This window comes from Winogradskyella epiphytica (genome assembly GCF_003217215.1).
GTDB classification, from domain to species: domain Bacteria; phylum Bacteroidota; class Bacteroidia; order Flavobacteriales; family Flavobacteriaceae; genus Winogradskyella; species Winogradskyella epiphytica.
This window is the reverse complement of the sequence record NZ_QJTD01000001.1, coordinates 380,003-400,631: the sequence shown is the minus strand read 5'-3', so window position 1 is coordinate 400,631 and position 20,629 is coordinate 380,003. Positions and strand designations below refer to the sequence as shown.

The window sequence follows — 20,629 nt, the reverse complement described above, 5'->3', positions numbered from 1 at the left end:
GACTCTCATTTTCAAGTACTATTTAAATATGAAATAGAAATTTAATTTAGCTAAAGTAATGAAAGATTGTTGCAAAGACAGCTGTAAACAGAATACTGAAAAATCAGTTGTCAAAAAATGGATTAATTATATAGTCTATGCAATACTTATCCTAATAGTTGGTGGTGCATTGATACTTCAATTATTTAGTTAAAACAACAAGTTAAAATGGTGATAGGGAATAGAATAAAGATATCTAAAATAAAAATCTAATAACAAACCTTTTAATACCAAAATTATGAAAACACTAAAACTAACAACAATGTTAATGCTATTGTTAATTACGACTAGCCAAATGTTCGGCCAAAATGTAAATGGAGAGATAGAAAAGGAGGCTGTTCTTAAAGTAATGAAAACTTATAAGGATGCCCTACAAAGCCTAACCACGGAAGGTACGTTCAAATTGTTTACCAAAGATTCCGAAGTCTTTGAATCTGGAGGAGTCGAGGGGTCCTATGCGAATTACATAGAACATCATTTAGGGCCTGAATTGGGGCATTTTGAAAAATTTGAATTTTCAGATTATGAGATTGATGTAAAGGTAGATACACCTTATGCATTTACCACCGAGACCTATATTTATACTATTGTTCTTAAAGCAGATGAAAAAGGCGATGCAAGAACAATTAAGAAAAAAGGAGTGGCAACATCTATCTTAAAGAAAGTGGATGGTGATTGGAAAATTATCAAAATGCATTCATCTTCTAGAAATATAAAATAATACATAATGAGACAATATTTTTCCTTTGGCCTTTTATTGTGTGCACTTCTTTTTACAAGCTGCAAGCAAGAAATAAAAGAAACCAAAACAATTCCTGAAAGCCCAAAAACTGACACCACAACGGAGTCGCCAAAAAAACCGTTGAGTCCACATACTTCAACGATGGCAATGATAGGGGGAGCCCACATCCATATTGACTATTCATCACCTGGAGTAAGAGACAGGATGATTTTTGGTGGTTTATTGGCATATGACCAAGTCTGGCAAGCAGGTGCGCATATGGCAACGTGGCTAGAGACAGACAAGGATTTAATAATTGATGGTCAAGAACTTCCCGCTGGGAAATATGGGTTCTTTACTATCCCATCAAAAAATGAATGGACAATAATTTTCAATTCCAATTGGGACCAACACGGAAAAGATGAGTATGACGAAAAAGATGATGTAATACGATTTGAGGTGACACCAATTATTTCAGATGAAATTACGGAGCATTTAGAATATAAAGTTAGCCAAGTTAGTAAAAACGAAGGCACTATAGCATTGGCTTGGGAAAAAGTGTCAATTAGTTTCAATTTTAAAGTGAAGCAATAATGGTAAATAGGCATACAGCATTAAAAATAAGAAAGGTTCATCGCTATTTGGGTCTGTTTCTGGGAATCCAATTCCTAATGTGGACTATCAGCGGAATGTACTTTAGTTGGACAAACATTGATGACATTCACGGCGACCAATTCCGTAATATGGACTATGTGCCAAAAGCATTTGACAACCTTATTAGCCCTTCACTTATTAAAAGTAATGAAGACATTCGTGAAATCGAAATAAGGGATATCAATAACGAGCCGTATTATTGGATAAACAATGAACAATTATATAATGCGAGAACTGGCGAAGCAAAAAAGACGATTTCTGAAGAAGAAGCCTTGTACATAGCCAAAAACCAGATGAAGGAGAATTTAAAAGTTTCCAATATCCAAAAGATAAACGAAGTGGGCGACCATCACGAATATCGTGAAAAATTATTGCCTGCCTATGTGATATCGTATGATACCGATGAGGCTCTAAAGGCCTACGTTTCAGTAACCGATGCAAAATTCCAAACTGTAAGGCACAGGGCGTGGCGTTGGTTCGATTTTTTGTGGATGACACACACTATGGACTATGAAGGGCGAGATAATTTTAATACCATTGTTTTAAGAGTATTCTCATTGTTGGGATTAATAACCGTATTGAGTGGTTTTTTACTTTGGTATACATCATCACCTACAATTAGAAAAATAAATAAGAGAACAAAAAAGTAATATTATGAATAAAAACATTATTTACATAAGTGTTGCGGTAATTGTTGGCCTGTTTGGTGGCTATCTAATTTTCGGTAGAGGTTCTGCTGATAAGGCAACTAATAGTGCTAAAGACAATCACGAACATTCAGAAGAAATTGCTACTAATCAAATGTGGACCTGTTCTATGCACCCACAGATTATGCAACCAGAACCTGGCGACTGCCCAATATGTGGAATGGATTTAATTCCAGCTGAATCGGGTGCCGATGGCCTCAATGCCAATGAAATCAAAATGACCGATAACGCAATGGCCCTAGCCAATATTCAAACGTCACTTGTGGGACAAGGACAAATGGGAAATAATTCCCTAAAGTTATCTGGAAAGATAAAAGCAAATGAAGAGTCAAATGCCGTACAGGTCACATATTTTGGAGGAAGAATTGAAAAATTATACGTTAATTCTACTGGAGAACGTGTGGGCGCAGGACAACGCTTGGCAACTATTTATTCTCCAGAATTAGTTGCGGCACAACAAGAACTGCTTACCGCTTCATCCTTAAAAGAATCGCAACCAGAATTATATAAAGCTGTTAGAAACAAGCTTAAACTTTGGAAACTTTCAGAAAAGCAAATCAACGCCATAGAAAACTCTGGGAAAGTACAAGAAAACTTTCCTGTGTACGCAACCGTATCAGGAACGGTAACACAGAAAATGGTAGAGGAAGGAGATTATTTAAAACAAGGACAACCCTTATACAAAATTGCCAATCTCAATACAGTATGGGCAGAATTTGATGCTTACGAAAACCAAATTGCGTCCTTAAAAGAAGGACAAACCATTAAAGTAACCACCAATGCCTATAGAAATGAAGTGTTTGACGCCAAGGTCTCATTTATTGACCCCTTATTAAACTCTGCTACAAGAACGGTGGTCGTGAGAGCAGTTTTACAAAATAAAAAAGACCTCTTTAAGCCGGGAATGTTTGTGGAAGGAAAAATCGAGGGTGCTCAAACGAGCACAGAGAACACCGTTTCCATACCGTCAACGGCTGTTATGTGGACGGGCGAACGTTCTGTGGTCTATGTCAAAACAGACCCTAATAAAGCTGTTTTTGAGATGAAAGAAGTTTTATTGGGCAATGCCACTGGCGATAGTTATACCGTTCTTGAAGGTTTAAAAAATGGAGATGAAGTGGTAACTAACGGCACGTTTACAGTAGATGCCGCGGCACAGCTTCAGGGTAAAAAATCAATGATGAATCAAGAAGGAGGTAAAACTATGACGGGACACGAAGGGCATTTGGGAATGCAAGAAGATAGTTCTGGAGAAAATATGGATGTAACCGATCATTCTCAAATGAAGGAAAGAATTAAGGTTTCAAACAAATTTCAGATTCAGTTAGAACAGGTTTTTGATGATTACATTCTTTTGAAGGACGCATTAGTAAACACTGATACCAAGGGTGCTCAACAAGCAGGAGAACAAATCAACCAGTCCTTGAAAAAAGTAGATATGAAATTATTATCTGATGAAAAGGCACATAACCATTGGATGACCATTCAAAAGGAACTAAAGTCATCAGCAGATGCTATTGAGAACAGTTCAGACATAGCAGCACAAAGAGGGCATTTCAAGCATCTTTCGGCACATATGATAAGTGGTGTACAGCTTTTTGGGGTCAATCAAAATGTATATATCCAGTTTTGCCCAATGGCCAATAACAATAAAGGTGCCTATTGGATAAGTTTGGAAGAAGAAGTGCGAAATCCATATTATGGAGAGGCTATGTTAACCTGTGGAGAGGTAAAAGCAACTTTAAGATAAAACGAATTACGGATTAATCAAGTAATCTTCATAAGGCCAAAAAATAATCTTGGTTTTATAATGGCGAACGATAATGAGTGAAAGAAGAAGAAATAGACGAAAAAATGAAAGGAAGAAGCATCAACCTAAAAGTAATATCTCAAAAAAAGATAAAATTATAGCTTTTGTTGTGATAGTATTGGTTTTTGTAATTGCTGCGATAGCTGCTGTTTACTATTCACTAAACAAATCTGGGTTAACCTTGTTTTAAAACAAGTATTATATGAGTGAGATTATCTATATTAAAAATATGGTCTGCCCAAGATGTATCTCGGCAGTATCCAATATTTTAAAACAACTTGAAATATCCTATGCTTCTATTAAATTGGGAGAGGTTAAATTAATGTCAACATTAAATACAAACACCAAAAAAGAGCTTTCCGAAGCCCTTCAAAATTCAGGTTTCAATTTGATTGACGACCGTAAAAGTCAACTTATCGAACAGATGAAAACATTGGTTGTAAATAAAATTCATCTCTCATCCAGAGAACTGAACATTAAATGGGCAGATTATGTAAGCGACAACATACATCTTGATTATAAATATTTAAGCTCACTGTTTTCATCGGTTGAAAGTATCACCTTTGAGCAATACATTATCAACCAAAAAATTGAACGTGTCAAGGAACTAATAGTTTATGATGAATTAACCTTGAGTGAAATAGCCTTTAAAATGAATTACAGTAGCGTCGCTTATTTAAGCAATCAGTTTAAAAAGCTAACAGGAATGACCCCTTCGGAATTTAAAAAAAGTACTAATAAAAACCGTAAGTCATTAGATGAGATTTGATGAAAATTCAATTAAAATCAGAGATTACCTGTCCAAACTTCGGACACAAAAAAGTAGAAGAGATGCCAACAAACGCTTGTCAATTCTTTTATGAGTGTGAAAATTGTAAAACAGTCTTGAAGCCTTATGATGGAGATTGTTGTGTGTTTTGTTCTTATGGAACAGTTGCTTGCCCGCCAATTCAAGAAAATAAAGATTATTGCTCACACCTAAACAATCTTTGCACAACCTGTGCATCGATTAATTTGTATCTTTGTCAAACTTTATGAAAATATTCTTTTCCATATCAATGTCAATTTTATTCTTTTTTCAGGGAATTAGCATTGATATGGACTTTTGTGGACCAATTAAAGAAATTTCAAGCATTATTACCCATTATCAAGACCATAAAGTTTATGGAGACTCTTTCCTTGAATATGTAATTGAAGATTACATTGACAATGATGCAAAAAATGAAGGGCATCATAATAACCCAGATAAGGAGAATACACCAGTCCATTCCCATCATCAATGTTGTCACCCTTTAGTATTAATTATTGCGAACAACAATTCGGCTTTAACCAATCGACTAAAGTTTGAAGAGAAAAAACAGTTTAACTTACATAAAGTAAACTTCACTTCCAGATATCTGGAATCGCTTTTCCAACCCCCTAAAGTATAATTCAGTTTTTTTAAGGATATCTATATCCTATCGTGATGCTTTTCAAAGTAAGTATCACATCATAAACGTATTGCATCTATTTGCACTGCGAGGTTTAAACTGAATTAATACTTTTTCTATGATTAACAAAATCATTTCATTTTCCATTAATAACAAGTTTATTATTGGGCTTTTTATAGTGGCGCTTGTAGGTACGGGCATTTGGTCTATGGCCACTATAAAACTGGGTTCTGTACCCGATATTACCAACAACCAAGTACAGGTTATTACCGTTGCCCCAAATTTAGGGACTGAAGATATTGAGCAATTTGTAACCTATCCGGTAGAATTGGCAATGGCAAACCTTCCTGACGTTATCGAGCTGCGTTCCGTATCTCGTTTTGGGCTGTCTGTGGTTACCATTGTCTTTAAGGACGAGGCAGGTACTTATCTTCCCCGGCAATTAGTGCAGGAGAAATTAACGGAAGTTGCTGGCGAAATCCCCGAAGGCTTCGGCACACCATTTATGGCACCAATAACTACGGGTCTGGGCGAAATCTACCAATACACCCTAAAAGTAAAAGAAGGCTACGAAGATAAATACGATGCTATGGAGCTTCGTACCATACAGGATTGGATTGTAAAACGCCAAATGGCATTAGTCCCAGGAGTGGTAGAGGTTAATGCTTTTGGAGGCTATGTAAAGCAGTACGAAGTTGCCATAAACCCTGATAAACTAAAAAGTTTTGGCATTACAATGAATCAGGTTTTTGAAGCCCTGAAAGTTAATAACGCAAATACCGGAGGTGCGTATATTGAAAAAAACCATCAGGCCAATTTTATTCGTGGCGAAGGCTTGGCGCGTAGCATTTCAGATTTGGAAAACACCGTTGTAACCACACAAAACGGAAGCCCTGTTTTAGTGCGGGATGTCGCCGAAAAAGTGGGCTATGGAAATCAAGTGCGCTATGGTGCGTTTACCCAAGATGGCCACGAATCTGTTGGTGGACAAATACTAATGCTGAAAGGCGAAAGTCCAAGTAACGTTATAGAAAATGTTGAAAAGCGTATAACCGAAATCCAAAAATCCCTGCCGGAAGGCGTTTATATTGATGCTTTTTTAAGTCGAAGTGAACTTATTGAGGCAACCACAAGTACCGTAAAAACAAACCTAATAGAAGGAGCGCTTATTGTCATATTTGTTTTGGTCTTGCTTTTGGGAAGCTTCCGTGGAGGATTGATTGCTGCTTCAATCATTCCCTTATGCCTATTATTTGCATTTATTTTAATGAAACAATTTGGCATTTGGGCAAACCTGATGTCGTTGGGGGCAATTGATTTTGGGATTATTGTTGACGGGGCGGTAATTATAGTGGAGGGTACGGTATTCCACATTCATCAACGGATGAAAAAATCCAATGCCATTATAGGACAATCCGAAATGGATGAAATAACCTACGATTCTGCAAGTAAAATGATGAATTCTGCCTTTTTCGGACAATTAATCGTTCTCATTGTTTTCACACCTATTTTGTTCTTGACCGGCGTAGAAGGAAAAATGTTCCGGCCAATGGCATTCACTTTTGGTTTTGCTGTTTTAGGAGCGATTATCCTTTGTCTTACATACGTGCCAATGATGTCGTCCTTATTTTTAAAACCTGCTAAAAATCAAAACAGTTGGTTTGCCAAATTTGAAAACCAGATGGATAGGATAAGCGATAAAATTATGGATATTTTAAATCGGGCTTATTTACCCATACTTAATTTTGCACTTCGCTTTCGAGCCGGTGTCGTTATAGGTGCGATTGCATTGCTATTAATTACAGGATTTGTATTTAGCAATATGGGAGCAGAATTTGTCCCTAAATTTGATGAAGGAGATATTGCCTTTCAGGCCTTGATAAAACCGGGGAGTAGTCTTACAGAATCCATTGAGGCTTCAGAAAAACTTCAGAACTTAATCAATGAATTTCCGGAAGTAAAAACAGTGGTTTCACGGATTGGTGTGGCCGAAATACCAACAGACCCAATGCCTATGGATATTGCGGATAGTTACATTATTCTTGAAAAAGACAAGAGTAAATGGACTTCCGCAGACAGTAAAGAAGAACTCATAGAAAAAATTCAAGAAAAAATTTCAGTAGTTCCCGGAGTAAACTTCGTGTTTACACAACCTGTCGAACTTCGATTTAATGAATTGCTTACAGGTGTTCGTGAGGACGTAGCCATCAAATTATATGGAGAAGATTTAAACGTGTTGGCAGATAAGGTTCAGGAAATTGCTGCGGTAATACGGAAAGTTCCCGGTGCAGCAGACCTTAACGTAGAGGCTACAAGTGGTTTGCCCCAAATGACCGTGGTGTATAACCGCGCAAAAATGGCTCAATACGGAGTAACCGTTGACAAGCTGAATGATTATGTGAGTGCATCGTTTTCAGGAGAAGCCGCAGGTGTGATTTTTGAGGGCGAAAAACGCTTTGATGTAGTCATTCGTTTGGCAGAAGATTTTAGACAGGACATCAATAGCTTAAAAAATCTTTATATAGACCTACCAAACGGTGCACAAGTTCCACTAAAGGAAGTAGCAGATATTAGCTACAAACCCGGACCAATGCAGATTTCAAGGGACAATACCTCGCGGCGTATTTCGGTTGGTGTCAATGTTCGTGGGCGAGATGTAAAATCGATGGTTGAGGAGATTCAGCAAAAACTGGAAACGGAAGTGAAACTGCCACCGGGATATTATGTTACTTACGGAGGGTCATTTGAAAACCTGCAACGTGCGTCAGACCGATTGATGATCGTAGTCCCAATCGTTTTAATAACAATATTTGTTCTGCTTTACTTTGCTTTGAATTCATTTTCACAAGCCTTGATGATCTATATGGCGGTACCTTTGGCAGCCATAGGTGGCGTTTTCGTTTTGTGGATTCGTGGAATGCCTTTCAGTATTTCGGCGGGAGTCGGGTTTATCGTACTCTTCGGAGTTGCCGTATTAAACGGCTTGATTCTTATAAACAAATTCAATGAACTAAAAGACAGTGGAATGACAGATATAAAAAAACGTATATACGAAGCTACGCACGAACGTTTACGTCCAATTTTATTGACAGCCATTACAACAATTATGGGCTTTATCCCAATGGCGGTTTCCACCTCTGGTGGTGCCGAAGTACAACGACCATTGGCAACAGTAGTGATTGGAGGAATGCTTACGGCAACCTTTCTGACCTTGGTGGTTATTCCTATTCTTTATTACTGGCTCGAATCGAGAAAAGAACGAAACAATAACGATGGAGCTATAAGCTATGTCAACAAATCAACTAACATTGTAACCGTATTATTGATGGTTGGCGGTTTGATGGCTTCTGGAACTGCTTTTGCCCAAGACACCAATGCAGATGGAACAATTCCAAAAACCTTGACCGTGGATGAGGCCATCGCTTTGGCAAAACAGAATTATCCTTCTCTTAAAGAAAGTCAAGCCTTTATAGAACGTGAACAGGCTATGAAAGGCACAAGTTTCGACTTGGGCAGTACGCAAGTTTTTACGGGAAAGGAAGAATATGGCAATAATCTTCCCGGAGTACAGACTACCATTGGTGTGCAACAGGGCAACATTGATTTGCTTTCAGGATTTTCAAAATCGAAGTTTTACAAAGAGCGTATTGCCTTGGGAGAAAAGTTTTATGTGGCCAATGAACAACAGTTGGTGCGCAATGTGATGCAAGCCTATGACCAAATTAATTATTACAAGGCACAGTTGCGTTTTGCAGAACAGCTGGATAGTGTTTATATTAATTTTAGGGAGGCTGCTGAATTGCGTTATGAAACAGGGGAAACCGGGAAATTGGAATTTATTGCAGCATCTTCGGAATATCAGCAAATACAAGTATTAAAACAACAAGCCTATGATGATATTGAAATTGCCAAACGTGCTTTAAAACAGTATTTGGGAACGGATGAAAGCATTGAAACGGTGAACGATTTTTACGAGCCATTGGATTTTATGGCAAATTTGGATTCTACCTCGGTAGCAAACAACCCAATATTGCAATATGCGTTGCAGAACGCCGAAGTAAGTAAAGCAAATGTGGGTGTTGAAAAATCGCAACTCCTACCGAAATTCAGTTTATCGTTTGGAAGGCAAGTAGTGGATGATGTTTCTGGATTCAATACCTATCAGGCAGGTATTAGTATTCCGTTATGGTTTTTTCCGCAGAAATCGAGGATAAAGGCAGCCAAGGCAGATGCAATGGTCGCAGAAAATCAATATTTGGAGCAAAAGGCAACCACCGAAAGTAGGGTGTCGCAATTGTTCAAATCCCTTGAAAAAACGCGGAAAATATTGCAGTATTATGAAGAAGGCGCATTGCTTTTGGCGGAAGAACAAATAACCACCGCAGAATTGGCATCCAAGGAAGGCGAAATAGATTATGTCAACTATATAACCATCCTTAACAGTGCCATCAGGATAAAGCAAACACATTTGGAATACATCAATCAATACAACCAACAATCTATTGAGGTACAATATCAGTTGGGTAATCTATAATATAATAAAGAAGAAAAATGAAGAATATACTATTAGTAAGTACCGTATTATTTACACTTATGTTTATGAGTTGTAACGATGGCCAAAAATCTGAACTTGGGCATAACGAAGCTGAAGGCGTATCAAAAACCGAAGCAGGTGGCGAAGATGCACACGGCGAAGAAGGTCACGACGAAGAAGAAGGAGGCCATAGTGAGGAAGAAGGCGTTGTAGAACTTACAAAGCAACAGGCTGAAACCATCGGTTTGGAAATGAAACCTCTGGAGGAACGGAATTTAGGGAACAACATTAAGGTAACGGGTACGCTGGAACTTTACCCACAGGACAAGGCGAACATCAGTCCGTTTGTTGGTGGAAATGTGAGTTCCATAAAAGTTGTACCTGGAGATAACGTAAGCAAAGGACAGGTGCTTGCGTATATTGAGCATCCAGATATCATTGCAATTCAACAGGATTATCAGGAAAAAAATGATGAACTGGTCTTTTTGAAACAGGATTTTGAGCGTAAGCAGACTCTTTATGATAAAGGTGTTTCTTCTGGCAAGGAATTTCAGATGGCGCAGTCAAAATTTCGTTCCACAACATCCAGCGTCAATGGTTTGCGTTCCCAATTGAGACTGTTGGGCATCAACCCGGACAAGGTGGCTGAAGGCCAAATATATTCCGCAGTTCCCATTATCACGCCCATAAGTGGCTATGTGGATGAAGTAATGATTAGTCTGGGCGATTATGTGGCACAACAATCCAAAATGTTCTCAATAAGCGATAATTCAAAGATTTATGTCAACTTCAAAGTATATGAGAAGGACATAAAGCAAATCAAGAAAGGGCAACAGATATATTTTTCAACGGCTTCTCGTCCGGACGAACTGCTTAAGGCAACCGTTAGGTCTGTTGGCAAAACCTTCAATACTGACCCAAAAGCATTGGAAGTTTTGGCAGATATTGAGAACAAGGATAAAAACCTGTTGCCGGGTATGTACGTGGAAGGACGCATAGTGCAGGGCGAGAAAAAAGGTTTTGCAGTACCGGAAGCTGCCATTATAAAAGAAGGCGAGCAATCCTTTATTTTTATTTTGGATGAAGATGAAGCAATGGAAGCGAACAAAATGAAATTTAAAATGGTACCCGTAACGGTTGGACTAACTGATTTGGGCTTTGTTGAAGTCAATCTTCCTGCCGAAGTTTCAACGGATGCCAAAGTGGTCATCAAAGGAGCTTATAACCTGTCTTCTGAAATGGTTAAAGGCGAACTGGAACACGACCATTAATTCAAGAAAAACCAAAGGTTTTGATTCCGAGTTTGTTTATCGTCTTAATTAGTTTGTTAAAAATTAGAAAACAGGCTCGGTTCAAAATCGATTAAAAATTTAAAAAATTCATAATATGAAGGAAATAAAAGCATTTATAAAACCGAACCGAATCCAAAGAGTCATTGAAGCACTATCTGATAATGGGTTCAAAAGTATGACCCTTTCACAAGCTGAAGGCACTGGTGCATTCAAATCAAAAGGTGCAAGACCGTCGCTGGATTTTCACGTTACAGACAGTCCAGTGGTTAAGCTGGAACTGGTCTGCCAAAATGAGGAAGCCCAAGCGGCCATTGAAACAATTATAGCCAACGCCAAAACCGACGGGCCTGGAGATGGTATTATATATATAGCCAATATAGAGAATGCCTTTCAGATTAAAACTGGAGATTCCTTAAAACGGTACGACCTATAAAACACTTTATCACAAATGGAAAAAATAGTCCAACTACTTGAAAGCAAAGGGATACGACCTACGGCTATGCGCCTTATGACTTATAAGCGTTTAGCAGAATTAGAGGTGGCCATCAGTCTTGGCGATTTGGAAAAGGATTTTAAGGTCAGTGAAAGAAGCACCCTATTTAGGACTATGAAAGCGTTTGAGGAAAAAGGTATTGTACATCAAATTGAGGATGGGACAGGTGTTATAAAATACGCCCTTTGCGAAGAAAATTGTGAGTGCGAGGTTGGCAACGACCTTCATTTACACTTTCATTGCAACAATTGTAATGAAACTGTCTGTTTAACAGAGCATAAAATCCCTCATATCAACTTACCTGATGGCTACATTACCGAGGATATCAACTTGGTGGTAAAGGGCATTTGTGAAAAATGCAGCGACAATCTGGATTAAACGTTTGGTTTTTAAATTCAATTATCATTTATAAATAGTGAGCAATGATAACAATCTATAAAAAAGAGGCTACTGTATATATGGTGGCAGAGAATAAGCTGGATGCCAAGGATTATGAAAACTTGATACCGGTCTTAACAGAACATATAACTGCATATCAGGAAGTTTCCTGGTACATTGAAATGCAAAATTTTGAAGGCTGGACGGTAAGTGCCTATTGGAAGGGCATTGAATTAAATCTTCCGAATGAAACACATTTAAAGCGTGTTGCTTTAGTGGGTAGCGTTAAATGGCAGGAGCAATTTACCGAGGCATTGCTTCCTTTTTCAGAGGCACATATAAAATTTTATAAGCCAGAAGAAAAAGACGATGCCAAAGAATGGATTAAAAAAAATAGTAAAAAATGAAAAAACTACAAATAAAAATCCCGGTTATCCTACCGCAAGTTCCAAACGAAAAAGATAATTGTGTTGAAAGGCTTATTCAAGAACTACAGGCTAAAGAGGGTATTGAAAAAGTGCACGTTGCCGATACAAAAGAAGATGCCACGCCACAGCTCTGTTTTCATTATGACCCCGATATTATTTCCATAGACCGCATTCAATCTCTCGCAGAACGGACAGGTGCCGAGATTACCGAAAAATACGGGCATTTGCTCATTGAGGTTAAAGGAATCAGACATACAAGACAGGCACGTTCCATAGAGAAAAGCCTTTTGGCAATCAATGGGATTTTGGAGGCTTCCGTTTCGGCCTCTGGAATGGTTCGCCTTGAGTTTGATAAAAAGCAAACAAATTTTGATGAAATAAGTAAACAGATTGAAAAGGAAAACCTTCAGGTTCAGCGGAGTTCTTCAAACGAAAATGATTACATCGAAGCATCCAAAAAAAAAGAGGTGCGTTCAAAGAAGGAAGATACTAAAGAGCAAACTTCCACAAAGGGCCACGAGCACAAGGAGGGCGAGACCCACGAGGAAGGAGAAGAGCACGCCCACGGTGGGGTTTTCGGTAAAAATACGGAACTTATTTTTTCCATTATCTGTGGGGCACTTCTCGGGATAGGTTTCGGGCTTTCCTATGTGGAATCCATCCCAGATTGGGTCAGTCTTACTTTGTACATTGGCGCTTACTTTTTCGGTGGTTTCTTTACCACCAAGGAAGCGGTTCAAACTGTGGCCAAGGGTGGTTTTGAGATTGACTTTTTAATGCTGGTCGCGGCCATTGGTGCCGCCATTCTGGGCGAATGGGCAGAAGGTGCACTTTTGTTGTTCCTTTTTAGTCTTGGGCACGCCTTGGAACATTATGCAATGAACAAGGCAAGAAAAAGCATTGCCGCGCTTGCAGACCTTGCACCAAAAACAGCCTTGCTTAAAAAAGATGGTAAGACTGTAGAAGTTGGGATTGAGAAATTGAGTATTGGCGATATTATAGTGGTCAAGCCCAATAGTAAAATATCCGCAGATGGCGTCGTGGTCAACGGAAAAAGTAGTGTAAACCAAGCACCAATTACTGGGGAAAGTGTACCTGTGGACAAAATCCCTGTGGAAGATAAGGACAGAAACTATTCGGCAGACGATGATATCAAGGATGAAAACCGTGTGTTTGCTGGAACTATCAACGGTAATAGTATGTTGGAAATTAAGATAATCAAAGAAGCCAAAGACTCTACCCTGTCCCGATTGGTTAAACTGGTCAACGAGGCGCAGACCCAAAAGTCCCCCACACAGCTGTTGACCGATAAGTTTGAAAAATACTTTGTGCCATCCGTACTGATATTGGTTGGTGTCTTGCTCTTTGCCTTTCTGGTCATTGATGAACCGTTTAGTGCCAGCTTTTACCGTGCAATGGCGGTATTGGTAGCTGCAAGTCCCTGTGCTCTGGCCATTTCAACACCAAGTGCCGTATTGAGCGGTGTGGCGCGAGCAGCGCGTGGTGGTGTACTCATTAAAGGTGGGAGACCGCTGGAAGATTTGGGCGAATTGACCGCTTTGGCTTTTGATAAAACAGGCACGCTTACCGAAGGCAAGCCCAAACTTACCGAAGTAGTACCATTGGGGGATATTGAAGAAAATGAACTGTTAAAGATAGCCGTTGCCGTTGAAAACTTGAGCGACCACCCTTTGGCCAAAGCCGTCGTAAGGGATGGGAAAGAGCGTCTGAAAGGTACTGATATTATCGATGCGTCAGATTTGGAAGCAGTTCTCGGAAAAGGTATCAAAGCTTCTTTGGGCAAGGATAAAATCTATATTGGAAACCTTGACTTGTACGAAGACCTCGATGAAGCAAAACCATCCGAAGATATATCGAATAAAGTAAAAGAACTTGAAGGTGGTGGAAATACTACGATGCTCATAAGAAGGAACAAAGAATATATAGGTATCATCGCCCTGATGGACACCCCACGGGAAGCGGCCAAGGAAACACTGAAAAAATTAAAGGAAATCGGTATCAAGCGGATGATAATGCTAACCGGGGATAATCAAAAGGTTGCCGATGCCGTTGCTAAAGAAATTGGGTTAACCGATGCCTGGGGAAGCCTGTTGCCAGAGGAAAAAGTAGATGCCATTAAAAAATTAAAAGAACAGGAATCCAAAGTCGCAATGGTAGGCGACGGTGTGAACGATGCCCCTGCAATGGCAAACAGCACCGTAGGTATCGCAATGGGTGCAGCGGGCAGTGATGTGGCCTTGGAAACTGCGGACATTGCCCTAATGGCTGATAAACTGGAAACACTGCCCTTTGCCATAGGTTTGAGCAGGAAGGCAAAGGCCATTATCAAGCAAAACCTTTGGGTCAGCCTCGGTATTGTGGCATTGCTTATCCCATCGACCATTATGGGTTGGGCCAATATCGGTATTGCAGTGGTCATCCACGAAGGCTCAACGTTACTTGTGGTTTTTAATGCGTTAAGACTTTTGGCTTATAAAAAATAAATTTAATAAAAAGGGTTGCTTTTGAATCAAGGCTAAAATGACCAAAACGGAAAAAATATTATCATATCACGGTATTCGCCCTACTAAAATGAGGTCGAAGATATACAAGTTCCTGAAAAGGAAACAAAGTGCCGTGTCCTTTACCGATTTGAAAAAGGCCTTTGTTCAAAAGAGCGAAACCAATAAAACAGCAAACAGAACTACCTTTTATCGCAACCTCAAAATTTTTGAGGATAAAAGGCTAATTCATCAGATTAATGATGGGGTCGGAGTGGCAAAATATGCGATTTCTGATGAAAACGCCAAAGTTAAATATGGTATAGATTTACATATGCACTTTCATTGCACCGATTGTAGGAAAACAATCTGTTTACCGAATAAGATATCGGAAGAAAGCTTGCCAGACGATTATGAAGTGAGCGATGTGAATCTGGTATTAAAGGGAATATGTGAAAAATGCAGGCAAAAATAACAGGTGGGAGTTCCAGAACTCTGAACCCTTGCGCTCAATGGTCAAGTTCAGGTTTCTTCCACCTTCTCTAACTTAAAAATATTATGGCAGAATTAAAAAAATCCTTGGGTACGCTTCGTCTTACTTTTTATGGCGTTGGTACCATTGTGGGTGCTGGAATCTATACTGTGATTGGCGCGGCAGCCGGACAGGCAGGAACCGATATTTGGTTGAGCTTTATTTTTGCAGCAGTTGCAGCCAGTATTTCTGCAATGTCCTATGCTGAATTATCATCTACCTATCCCAATGCAGGTGCCGAATTCATTTTTGTACGCAAAGCGTTTCCGAAAATTGACATTCCTTCCTTTCTCACTGGCTGGACAATTGCCTTTCACAGTTCTGCCACGATAGCCGCTGTATTGCTGGCCTTTTCAGGTTATTTCAACACTTTTTTTAGTGTGCCTTCCCTATTGATAAGTTATGGCGTATTGATAATTCTTTCATTGATAAGCATTACGGGAATCAAGAAATCATCTACTGCCAATATTATAATGGTTAGCATACAACTTTTGGGATTGTTCATTCTTATTGTGGTCGGGCTTGCAGAAACTGGCCCGCCAAAGGCTGAATTTTTTAAAGTTGAATCCTTTTCCGGTACTTTGGCGGCTACCGCAACCTTGTTTTTTGTCTATACAGGTTTTGAGCATATGGCTGCATTGGGTTCTGAAGTAAAAAACCCTGGCAAGACCATTCCTCGTGCCTTTCTACTGACAATGGTTTTTACAACCGTTATCTATCTGCTCATAGCTTTTACGGTACTTAACATTGCCGACCCGTCAGAACTGGCAAAAGTAGATTCGCCACTTTCACTTGCGGCATCAAATCTCAACAGTTGGTTGCCCGTGACATTGGCGGTCGCAGCACTTTTTGCTACTGCCAATGCGGCCTTTAGCGGTATTATCTCTATCAGCAGGCTGCTGTTTGGAATGGCAAGCGTGGGCGAACTTCCGAAATTTATGACCAAAACCAATGCACATAAAGTGCCGTGGGTTACTACCATTGTGGTTATGGCGGCAGTTGCGGGTTTTATGCTATTGGGCGATATTAAAATCGTAGCGGGAATGTCGTCATTGGGTGCGTTGCTCGTCTTTGTCGCCGTGAACATTGCCCTTATCGTATTGCGTTTCAGAGCACCAGATAAATACAGGCCCTTTAAAGTTCCTTTATCTGTTGGGAAAGTTCCGATACTGCCAATTTTGGCGATAATCATAAGCCTCTCTTTGGTCATACAATTTGATTGGAAAGTTTATGCCGCGTTTGTGGGAGCGATTGTAGTAGGTATCTTGCTGGATTATTTTTTGGATAAAAGAGAAAAAAAAGATATAGACCCCGAAAAGGAAAAGGAATTGTTTAACCACTAATATATTTTTTATGGACTGGACATTTGAAGAATTTAGAGCAGAGCTTGACACCCTTAATCCATCGGTAAGAAAAAAGGCAATTGAAATTGCGAAAGAATTAATCGAAAAGGAAGACTTTTCAAAAGAAAAGGCTATCAAAAAAGCAATTGTAATGGCTGAAGAATGGTTTTACGATTTAGAAGGATAATAATTAATTAAAAACTATATAAAATGTTACAGATAATTGAGTTAAAGGAAAAAAATATTGTTGCAACAAAAGCTTCGGGCAAATTGAGAAAAGAAGACATCGAAAAAATCCATCCACTTATCCACGCTATACTGGACAAGGGGATGAAGGTTCGTTGGTATTTTGAGATGGACAATTTTACGGGTTGGGACTTGCCTAGTTTATGGGAAGACCTCAAAATGGATACGGCCCACGCCAGAGACTATGAAAAAATAGCAATGGTAGGAGATAAAATATGGCAAGAATGGATAACCCAATTTATGAAGCCTTTTACCAACGCCGAAATTAAGTATTTCAATATAGACCAAAAGGAAGATGCCAAAAGTTGGATTGAGAGCCAGTAAGCTTACTTCCGTAAAAGACAGACGATGAATAAAAAGAATATTCTTATTACCATACTAATTGGGTTTGCCATAGGTGTTTTTATCCTTCAACCTTTGGGGATAACAATTTTCACGATTAGCAGTCAGAATTATGAAATTAATTGGTGGCAATATTTAATAAATAATTTCATTGAAATTGTGAATATCAATGGGAATCAAATTTTCGAGAATATTCTGTTTGGACTATTAGGTGCAAGTGTTGCTCTGATGTATTATTTCGGTAAAAGAGAAAAGGATATAGATAATAAATAGCGGTAAGTGGTTATGTGAAAGAGTGAAATTTTTTATTTAAAATAAATTAAGTGAAAACTTAATTAATAGCAGGCAGCTTTTATGATGCTTCTTAAAGCAAAATGATTAATAGCATTAAAAGCAAAAGTAGAAGCTGCTTTTTTTTAATTATACAATTAAAGATGGATATTATGAATGTTAAACATTGTATTTTAATAATCTTGTTGGTTAGTTATTATAAAGTAAACGCCCAAAAAATTTATACAACTGAAGAAGGTCATATTATGATGATGACTTTGGTTAACTCTAAACCCGTCAAGGCAGAAAGCCATAAATTGGCCTTATATCTTGATTATGATTCCAAAGTGGTTAATGGTGTACTCGACCTTAAGACTTTATCAACAGATATTCCTGAAATCAATACCATTTTACAACAGCAGGAAGCCCCTTTGATGCTTCGGTTCACGGGCACTATTCCATCACAGGATTTTTTATCAAAACGGCACGACCCTATCAACTTTAATTGGCTGATAGATGTTACTTATCAAGGAAAATCCTTTAAATCACAATTTAAAGCAACCATTACCCATATAGAACAAGGAGTAAGTATGTCCTGCTTGATAAGTGCAACCGGACAATTATTGGTTTCAAATACTGGTTTGGATTTCTTAATAGAGGGTATCGATGATACCATAGAAGTGCAGTTTGCGCAATTGGTGTTGAGATTGGAATAACTGTGAATTAAAATAAAATTATTATCAAACTAATGAAAAAAAAGAAAGTCAATTTAAGAGATTTGAATAAAACTTCTTCAGATACTCACAAGCGCAATGATGCCCACAACCAAAGCAGCGCAGAAAGCATAGGGAAATTTAAAGTTTATGTACCAGCAATTTTCAGCTTTGTAATGCTGATTATTGGCATTGCGATGGATTATTTTGACGTAGCATTTTTTAAAGATTGGATACGTATCGTCTGGTATGCAGTCGCATACCTTCCTGTAGGTTTTCCTGTGATAAAGGAAGGTTGGAACAGCATCAAAAATGGCGATTTCTTTACCGAATTTCTATTGATGTCCATCGCATCCATAGGTGCATTCGCCATTGGCGAATATCCGGAAGGTGTGGCAGTAATGTTGTTTTATGCGGTAGGCGAATTATTCCAAAGTGCCGCGGTTAAAAGAGCCAAAGGAAGCATCAAGGCATTACTGGATGTAAGACCCAATGAAGCTTTGGTTTATCGGGACAACAATTATGTTTCTGTAAATCCCGAAACCGTTGCTATTGGCGAAAAAGTGCAAGTACGTGTGGGCGAAAAAATTCCTTTAGATGGTATTTTATTGTCCGAAAAAGGCTCGTTCAATACCGCAGCATTAACGGGCGAAAGCAAACCTGATACCATTGCAAAAGGCGAAAAAGTATTTGCTGGAAGCATAAACTTGGACGGTGTAATTGAAATAAAAACTACTAAAGAATTTAAGGATAGTTCTATTGCAAGAATTTTGGATATGGTGCAAAACGCCACCGCACGGAAATCAAAGACCGAATTGTTCATTAGAAAGTTTGCAAAAATCTATACGCCTATCGTGGTATTCTTGGCAATTGCCTTGACATTTCTACCTTACTTTTTTGTGGACGATTATGTTTTTAGCGATTGGTTGTATAGAGCATTGATTTTCTTGGTTATTTCCTGTCCGTGTGCTTTGGTTATCTCTATTCCGTTGGGCTATTTTGGTGGATTGGGAGTAGCTTCAAAAAACGGGATTTTGTTCAAAGGCGCATCTTATTTGGATGAAATGACGAAGGTTAATACCGTTGTTATGGACAAAACAGGAACTGTAACCAAAGGTGTTTTTAAAATCAAAGAAATAAAAGCCATTGGCTGGAAAGAACCTGAATTTATGAAATACCTAATGGCGATGGAAGAACAATCTACCCATCCCATTTCCAAGGCAATTATGGATTATAAAGCCGATGGCGAAGATTTTCAAGCTTCCGAAGTAAGTGAAGTAGCAGGAAAAGGCTTAAAGGGAACAGTAAACGGCAAAACCGTATTGGTTGGGAATAAACCATTGATGATTTCAAACAATATCGAAGTTCCATCTGAAACCGACAACATTGTAGAATCTATCGTGATGGTTTCCATTGAAGGCAAATTTGCAGGCTATGTAATCATTGCAGACGAGCTAAAGGATGATGCACACGAAGCCATTAAGCAAATTAGGGAATCAGGAATTTCCAAAATCATAATGCTTTCAGGCGATAAGGATTCCATTACGCAACAAGTCGCAAAAGAAATGGGCATCGATACCGCAAAAGGCGGATTGCTTCCAGAAGATAAATTGAACGAAGTCGAAAAATTGATGTCCCGAAATGACGGAAGAGTAGCTTTCATTGGCGATGGCATCAACGATGCCCCAGTATTGGCAGTAAGCGATGTTGGTATAGCAATGGGCGGCTTGGGAAGTGATGTAGCGATAGAAACGGCAGACGTTATCATCCAAACAGACCAACCGAGCAAAATTGCAAAAGCTATTAAAATTGGTCGTTCAACCAGACGTATTGTATATCAAAATATTGCGCTTGCTTTTGGAGTAAAAGCTGTGGTACTTGTTTTGGGTGCAGGAGGCCTGGCGACAATGTGGGAGGCTGTGTTTGCAGATGTAGGAGTGGCTTTGTTGGCTATCTTAAATGCTGTTAGATTACAGAAGATGAAATGGTAATAATCAAAAACGATGTATCAAAAACAGAGAAATAAAAGAAATAAAAAGGTTAGTAAATCATCGAATAACAAAATCACAAAAAAAGATAAGTTTAATGGGATTCTTGCAATAATCTTTGTGGTAATAACCGCATTCCTATTATACTATTTTGTGCTAAAAGGGAATATTCATAAGCATTGATTAACTGCGAGAATATAATTTTTGG

The 20,629-nt window shown here is 38.8% G+C and carries 19 protein-coding genes and 1 pseudogene; all 20 read left to right on the top strand.

The annotated features are described in order from the left end of the window. Window positions 1–277: 277 nt before the first annotated feature. Entirely contained in the window at window positions 278–760 is a 483-nt protein-coding gene (locus DFQ11_RS01715) for a YybH family protein (protein WP_110473901.1), read from the top strand. A gap of 6 nt (window positions 761–766) precedes the next feature. After that, entirely contained in the window at window positions 767–1,354 is a 588-nt protein-coding gene (locus DFQ11_RS01710; protein WP_110473900.1) for a DUF2911 domain-containing protein, read from the top strand. Next, entirely contained in the window at window positions 1,354–2,064 is a 711-nt protein-coding gene (locus tag DFQ11_RS01705) for a PepSY domain-containing protein (protein ID WP_110473899.1), read from the top strand. Before DFQ11_RS01710 ends, DFQ11_RS01705 begins: the two co-directional genes overlap by 1 nt. A gap of 4 nt (window positions 2,065–2,068) precedes the next feature. Beyond that, on the top strand, window positions 2,069–3,871 hold the full coding sequence (locus DFQ11_RS01700; RefSeq protein WP_110473898.1) for an efflux RND transporter periplasmic adaptor subunit: 1,803 nt from the start codon (window positions 2,069–2,071) through the stop codon (window positions 3,869–3,871). A 262-nt stretch (window positions 3,872–4,133) separates the two neighbouring features. Next, window positions 4,134–4,700 carry a helix-turn-helix domain-containing protein gene (locus DFQ11_RS01695; RefSeq protein WP_110473897.1) on the top strand — a complete coding sequence of 189 codons (567 nt, stop codon included), beginning with the start codon at window positions 4,134–4,136 and terminating at the stop codon, window positions 4,698–4,700. Beyond that, window positions 4,700–4,903: pseudogene (locus DFQ11_RS15320) on the top strand (GDCCVxC domain-containing (seleno)protein); the annotation flags it as partial. The gene DFQ11_RS01695 and the pseudogene DFQ11_RS15320, both read left to right, overlap by 1 nt. Window positions 4,904–4,965: 62 nt before the next feature. Then, the gene (locus DFQ11_RS01685) at window positions 4,966–5,361 is read left to right on the top strand and encodes a hypothetical protein (RefSeq protein WP_229791217.1); all 396 of its coding nucleotides are present in this window, start codon (window positions 4,966–4,968) and stop codon (window positions 5,359–5,361) included. Window positions 5,362–5,479: 118 nt separating this feature from the next. After that, window positions 5,480–9,895 (top strand): CusA/CzcA family heavy metal efflux RND transporter, encoded by a 4,416-nt coding sequence (locus DFQ11_RS01680; protein WP_110473895.1) that lies wholly within the window; start codon window positions 5,480–5,482, stop codon window positions 9,893–9,895. A gap of 17 nt (window positions 9,896–9,912) precedes the next feature. Further along, window positions 9,913–11,166, top strand: coding sequence for an efflux RND transporter periplasmic adaptor subunit (locus DFQ11_RS01675; protein WP_110473894.1), 1,254 nt, complete (start codon window positions 9,913–9,915; stop codon window positions 11,164–11,166). Window positions 11,167–11,281: 115 nt separating this feature from the next. Further along, a complete protein-coding gene (locus tag DFQ11_RS01670) occupies window positions 11,282–11,620 on the top strand; it encodes a P-II family nitrogen regulator (RefSeq protein WP_110473893.1) in 339 nt (112 codons plus the stop codon). A 15-nt stretch (window positions 11,621–11,635) separates the two neighbouring features. Further along, on the top strand, window positions 11,636–12,058 hold the full coding sequence (locus DFQ11_RS01665; RefSeq protein WP_073217630.1) for a Fur family transcriptional regulator: 423 nt from the start codon (window positions 11,636–11,638) through the stop codon (window positions 12,056–12,058). Between the two features lie 44 nt (window positions 12,059–12,102). Continuing rightward, window positions 12,103–12,465: a SpoIIAA family protein gene (locus DFQ11_RS01660; protein ID WP_027126745.1), complete on the top strand. Its 363-nt coding sequence runs from the start codon at window positions 12,103–12,105 to the stop codon at window positions 12,463–12,465. After that, window positions 12,462–14,990 carry a heavy metal translocating P-type ATPase gene (locus tag DFQ11_RS01655; RefSeq protein WP_110473892.1) on the top strand — a complete coding sequence of 843 codons (2,529 nt, stop codon included), beginning with the start codon at window positions 12,462–12,464 and terminating at the stop codon, window positions 14,988–14,990. The genes DFQ11_RS01660 and DFQ11_RS01655 overlap by 4 nt, the downstream gene beginning before the upstream one ends. A 37-nt stretch (window positions 14,991–15,027) precedes the next feature. Then, window positions 15,028–15,462 carry a Fur family transcriptional regulator gene (locus DFQ11_RS01650; protein WP_110473891.1) on the top strand — a complete coding sequence of 145 codons (435 nt, stop codon included), beginning with the start codon at window positions 15,028–15,030 and terminating at the stop codon, window positions 15,460–15,462. Window positions 15,463–15,545: 83 nt separating this feature from the next. Then, entirely contained in the window at window positions 15,546–16,862 is a 1,317-nt protein-coding gene (locus DFQ11_RS01645) for an APC family permease (RefSeq protein ID WP_110473890.1), read from the top strand. A 10-nt stretch (window positions 16,863–16,872) separates the two neighbouring features. Continuing rightward, on the top strand, window positions 16,873–17,049 hold the full coding sequence (locus tag DFQ11_RS15240; RefSeq protein ID WP_165586669.1) for a hypothetical protein: 177 nt from the start codon (window positions 16,873–16,875) through the stop codon (window positions 17,047–17,049). 23 nt (window positions 17,050–17,072) lie between these two features. Next, on the top strand, window positions 17,073–17,432 hold the full coding sequence (locus DFQ11_RS01640; RefSeq protein WP_110473889.1) for a SpoIIAA family protein: 360 nt from the start codon (window positions 17,073–17,075) through the stop codon (window positions 17,430–17,432). Window positions 17,433–17,456: 24 nt separating this feature from the next. After that, complete coding sequence (locus DFQ11_RS01635; RefSeq protein ID WP_110473888.1) at window positions 17,457–17,723, top strand: hypothetical protein; 267 nt, start codon at window positions 17,457–17,459, stop codon at window positions 17,721–17,723. Window positions 17,724–17,893: 170 nt separating this feature from the next. After that, complete coding sequence (locus tag DFQ11_RS01630; RefSeq protein ID WP_045079774.1) at window positions 17,894–18,436, top strand: hypothetical protein; 543 nt, start codon at window positions 17,894–17,896, stop codon at window positions 18,434–18,436. A 32-nt stretch (window positions 18,437–18,468) separates the two neighbouring features. Then, entirely contained in the window at window positions 18,469–20,424 is a 1,956-nt protein-coding gene (locus DFQ11_RS01625) for a heavy metal translocating P-type ATPase (RefSeq protein WP_110473887.1), read from the top strand. The last annotated feature ends 205 nt before the right edge of the window (window positions 20,425–20,629 follow it).

Coding starts and splice junctions, on each gene's coding strand:
- DFQ11_RS01655 (WP_110473892.1), top strand. CDS start 12,462: ATGAAAAAACTACAAATAAAAATCCCGGTTATCCTACCGCAAGTTCCA.
- DFQ11_RS01705 (WP_110473899.1), top strand. CDS start 1,354: ATGGTAAATAGGCATACAGCATTAAAAATAAGAAAGGTTCATCGCTAT.
- DFQ11_RS01650 (WP_110473891.1), top strand. CDS start 15,028: ATGACCAAAACGGAAAAAATATTATCATATCACGGTATTCGCCCTACT.
- DFQ11_RS01660 (WP_027126745.1), top strand. CDS start 12,103: ATGATAACAATCTATAAAAAAGAGGCTACTGTATATATGGTGGCAGAG.
- DFQ11_RS01680 (WP_110473895.1), top strand. CDS start 5,480: ATGATTAACAAAATCATTTCATTTTCCATTAATAACAAGTTTATTATT.
- DFQ11_RS01700 (WP_110473898.1), top strand. CDS start 2,069: ATGAATAAAAACATTATTTACATAAGTGTTGCGGTAATTGTTGGCCTG.
- DFQ11_RS01625 (WP_110473887.1), top strand. CDS start 18,469: ATGAAAAAAAAGAAAGTCAATTTAAGAGATTTGAATAAAACTTCTTCA.
- DFQ11_RS01675 (WP_110473894.1), top strand. CDS start 9,913: ATGAAGAATATACTATTAGTAAGTACCGTATTATTTACACTTATGTTT.
- DFQ11_RS15240 (WP_165586669.1), top strand. CDS start 16,873: ATGGACTGGACATTTGAAGAATTTAGAGCAGAGCTTGACACCCTTAAT.
- DFQ11_RS01645 (WP_110473890.1), top strand. CDS start 15,546: ATGGCAGAATTAAAAAAATCCTTGGGTACGCTTCGTCTTACTTTTTAT.
- DFQ11_RS01630 (WP_045079774.1), top strand. CDS start 17,894: ATGAATGTTAAACATTGTATTTTAATAATCTTGTTGGTTAGTTATTAT.
- DFQ11_RS01670 (WP_110473893.1), top strand. CDS start 11,282: ATGAAGGAAATAAAAGCATTTATAAAACCGAACCGAATCCAAAGAGTC.
- DFQ11_RS01695 (WP_110473897.1), top strand. CDS start 4,134: ATGAGTGAGATTATCTATATTAAAAATATGGTCTGCCCAAGATGTATC.
- DFQ11_RS01665 (WP_073217630.1), top strand. CDS start 11,636: ATGGAAAAAATAGTCCAACTACTTGAAAGCAAAGGGATACGACCTACG.
- DFQ11_RS01710 (WP_110473900.1), top strand. CDS start 767: ATGAGACAATATTTTTCCTTTGGCCTTTTATTGTGTGCACTTCTTTTT.
- DFQ11_RS01640 (WP_110473889.1), top strand. CDS start 17,073: ATGTTACAGATAATTGAGTTAAAGGAAAAAAATATTGTTGCAACAAAA.
- DFQ11_RS01635 (WP_110473888.1), top strand. CDS start 17,457: ATGAATAAAAAGAATATTCTTATTACCATACTAATTGGGTTTGCCATA.
- DFQ11_RS01715 (WP_110473901.1), top strand. CDS start 278: ATGAAAACACTAAAACTAACAACAATGTTAATGCTATTGTTAATTACG.
- DFQ11_RS01685 (WP_229791217.1), top strand. CDS start 4,966: ATGAAAATATTCTTTTCCATATCAATGTCAATTTTATTCTTTTTTCAG.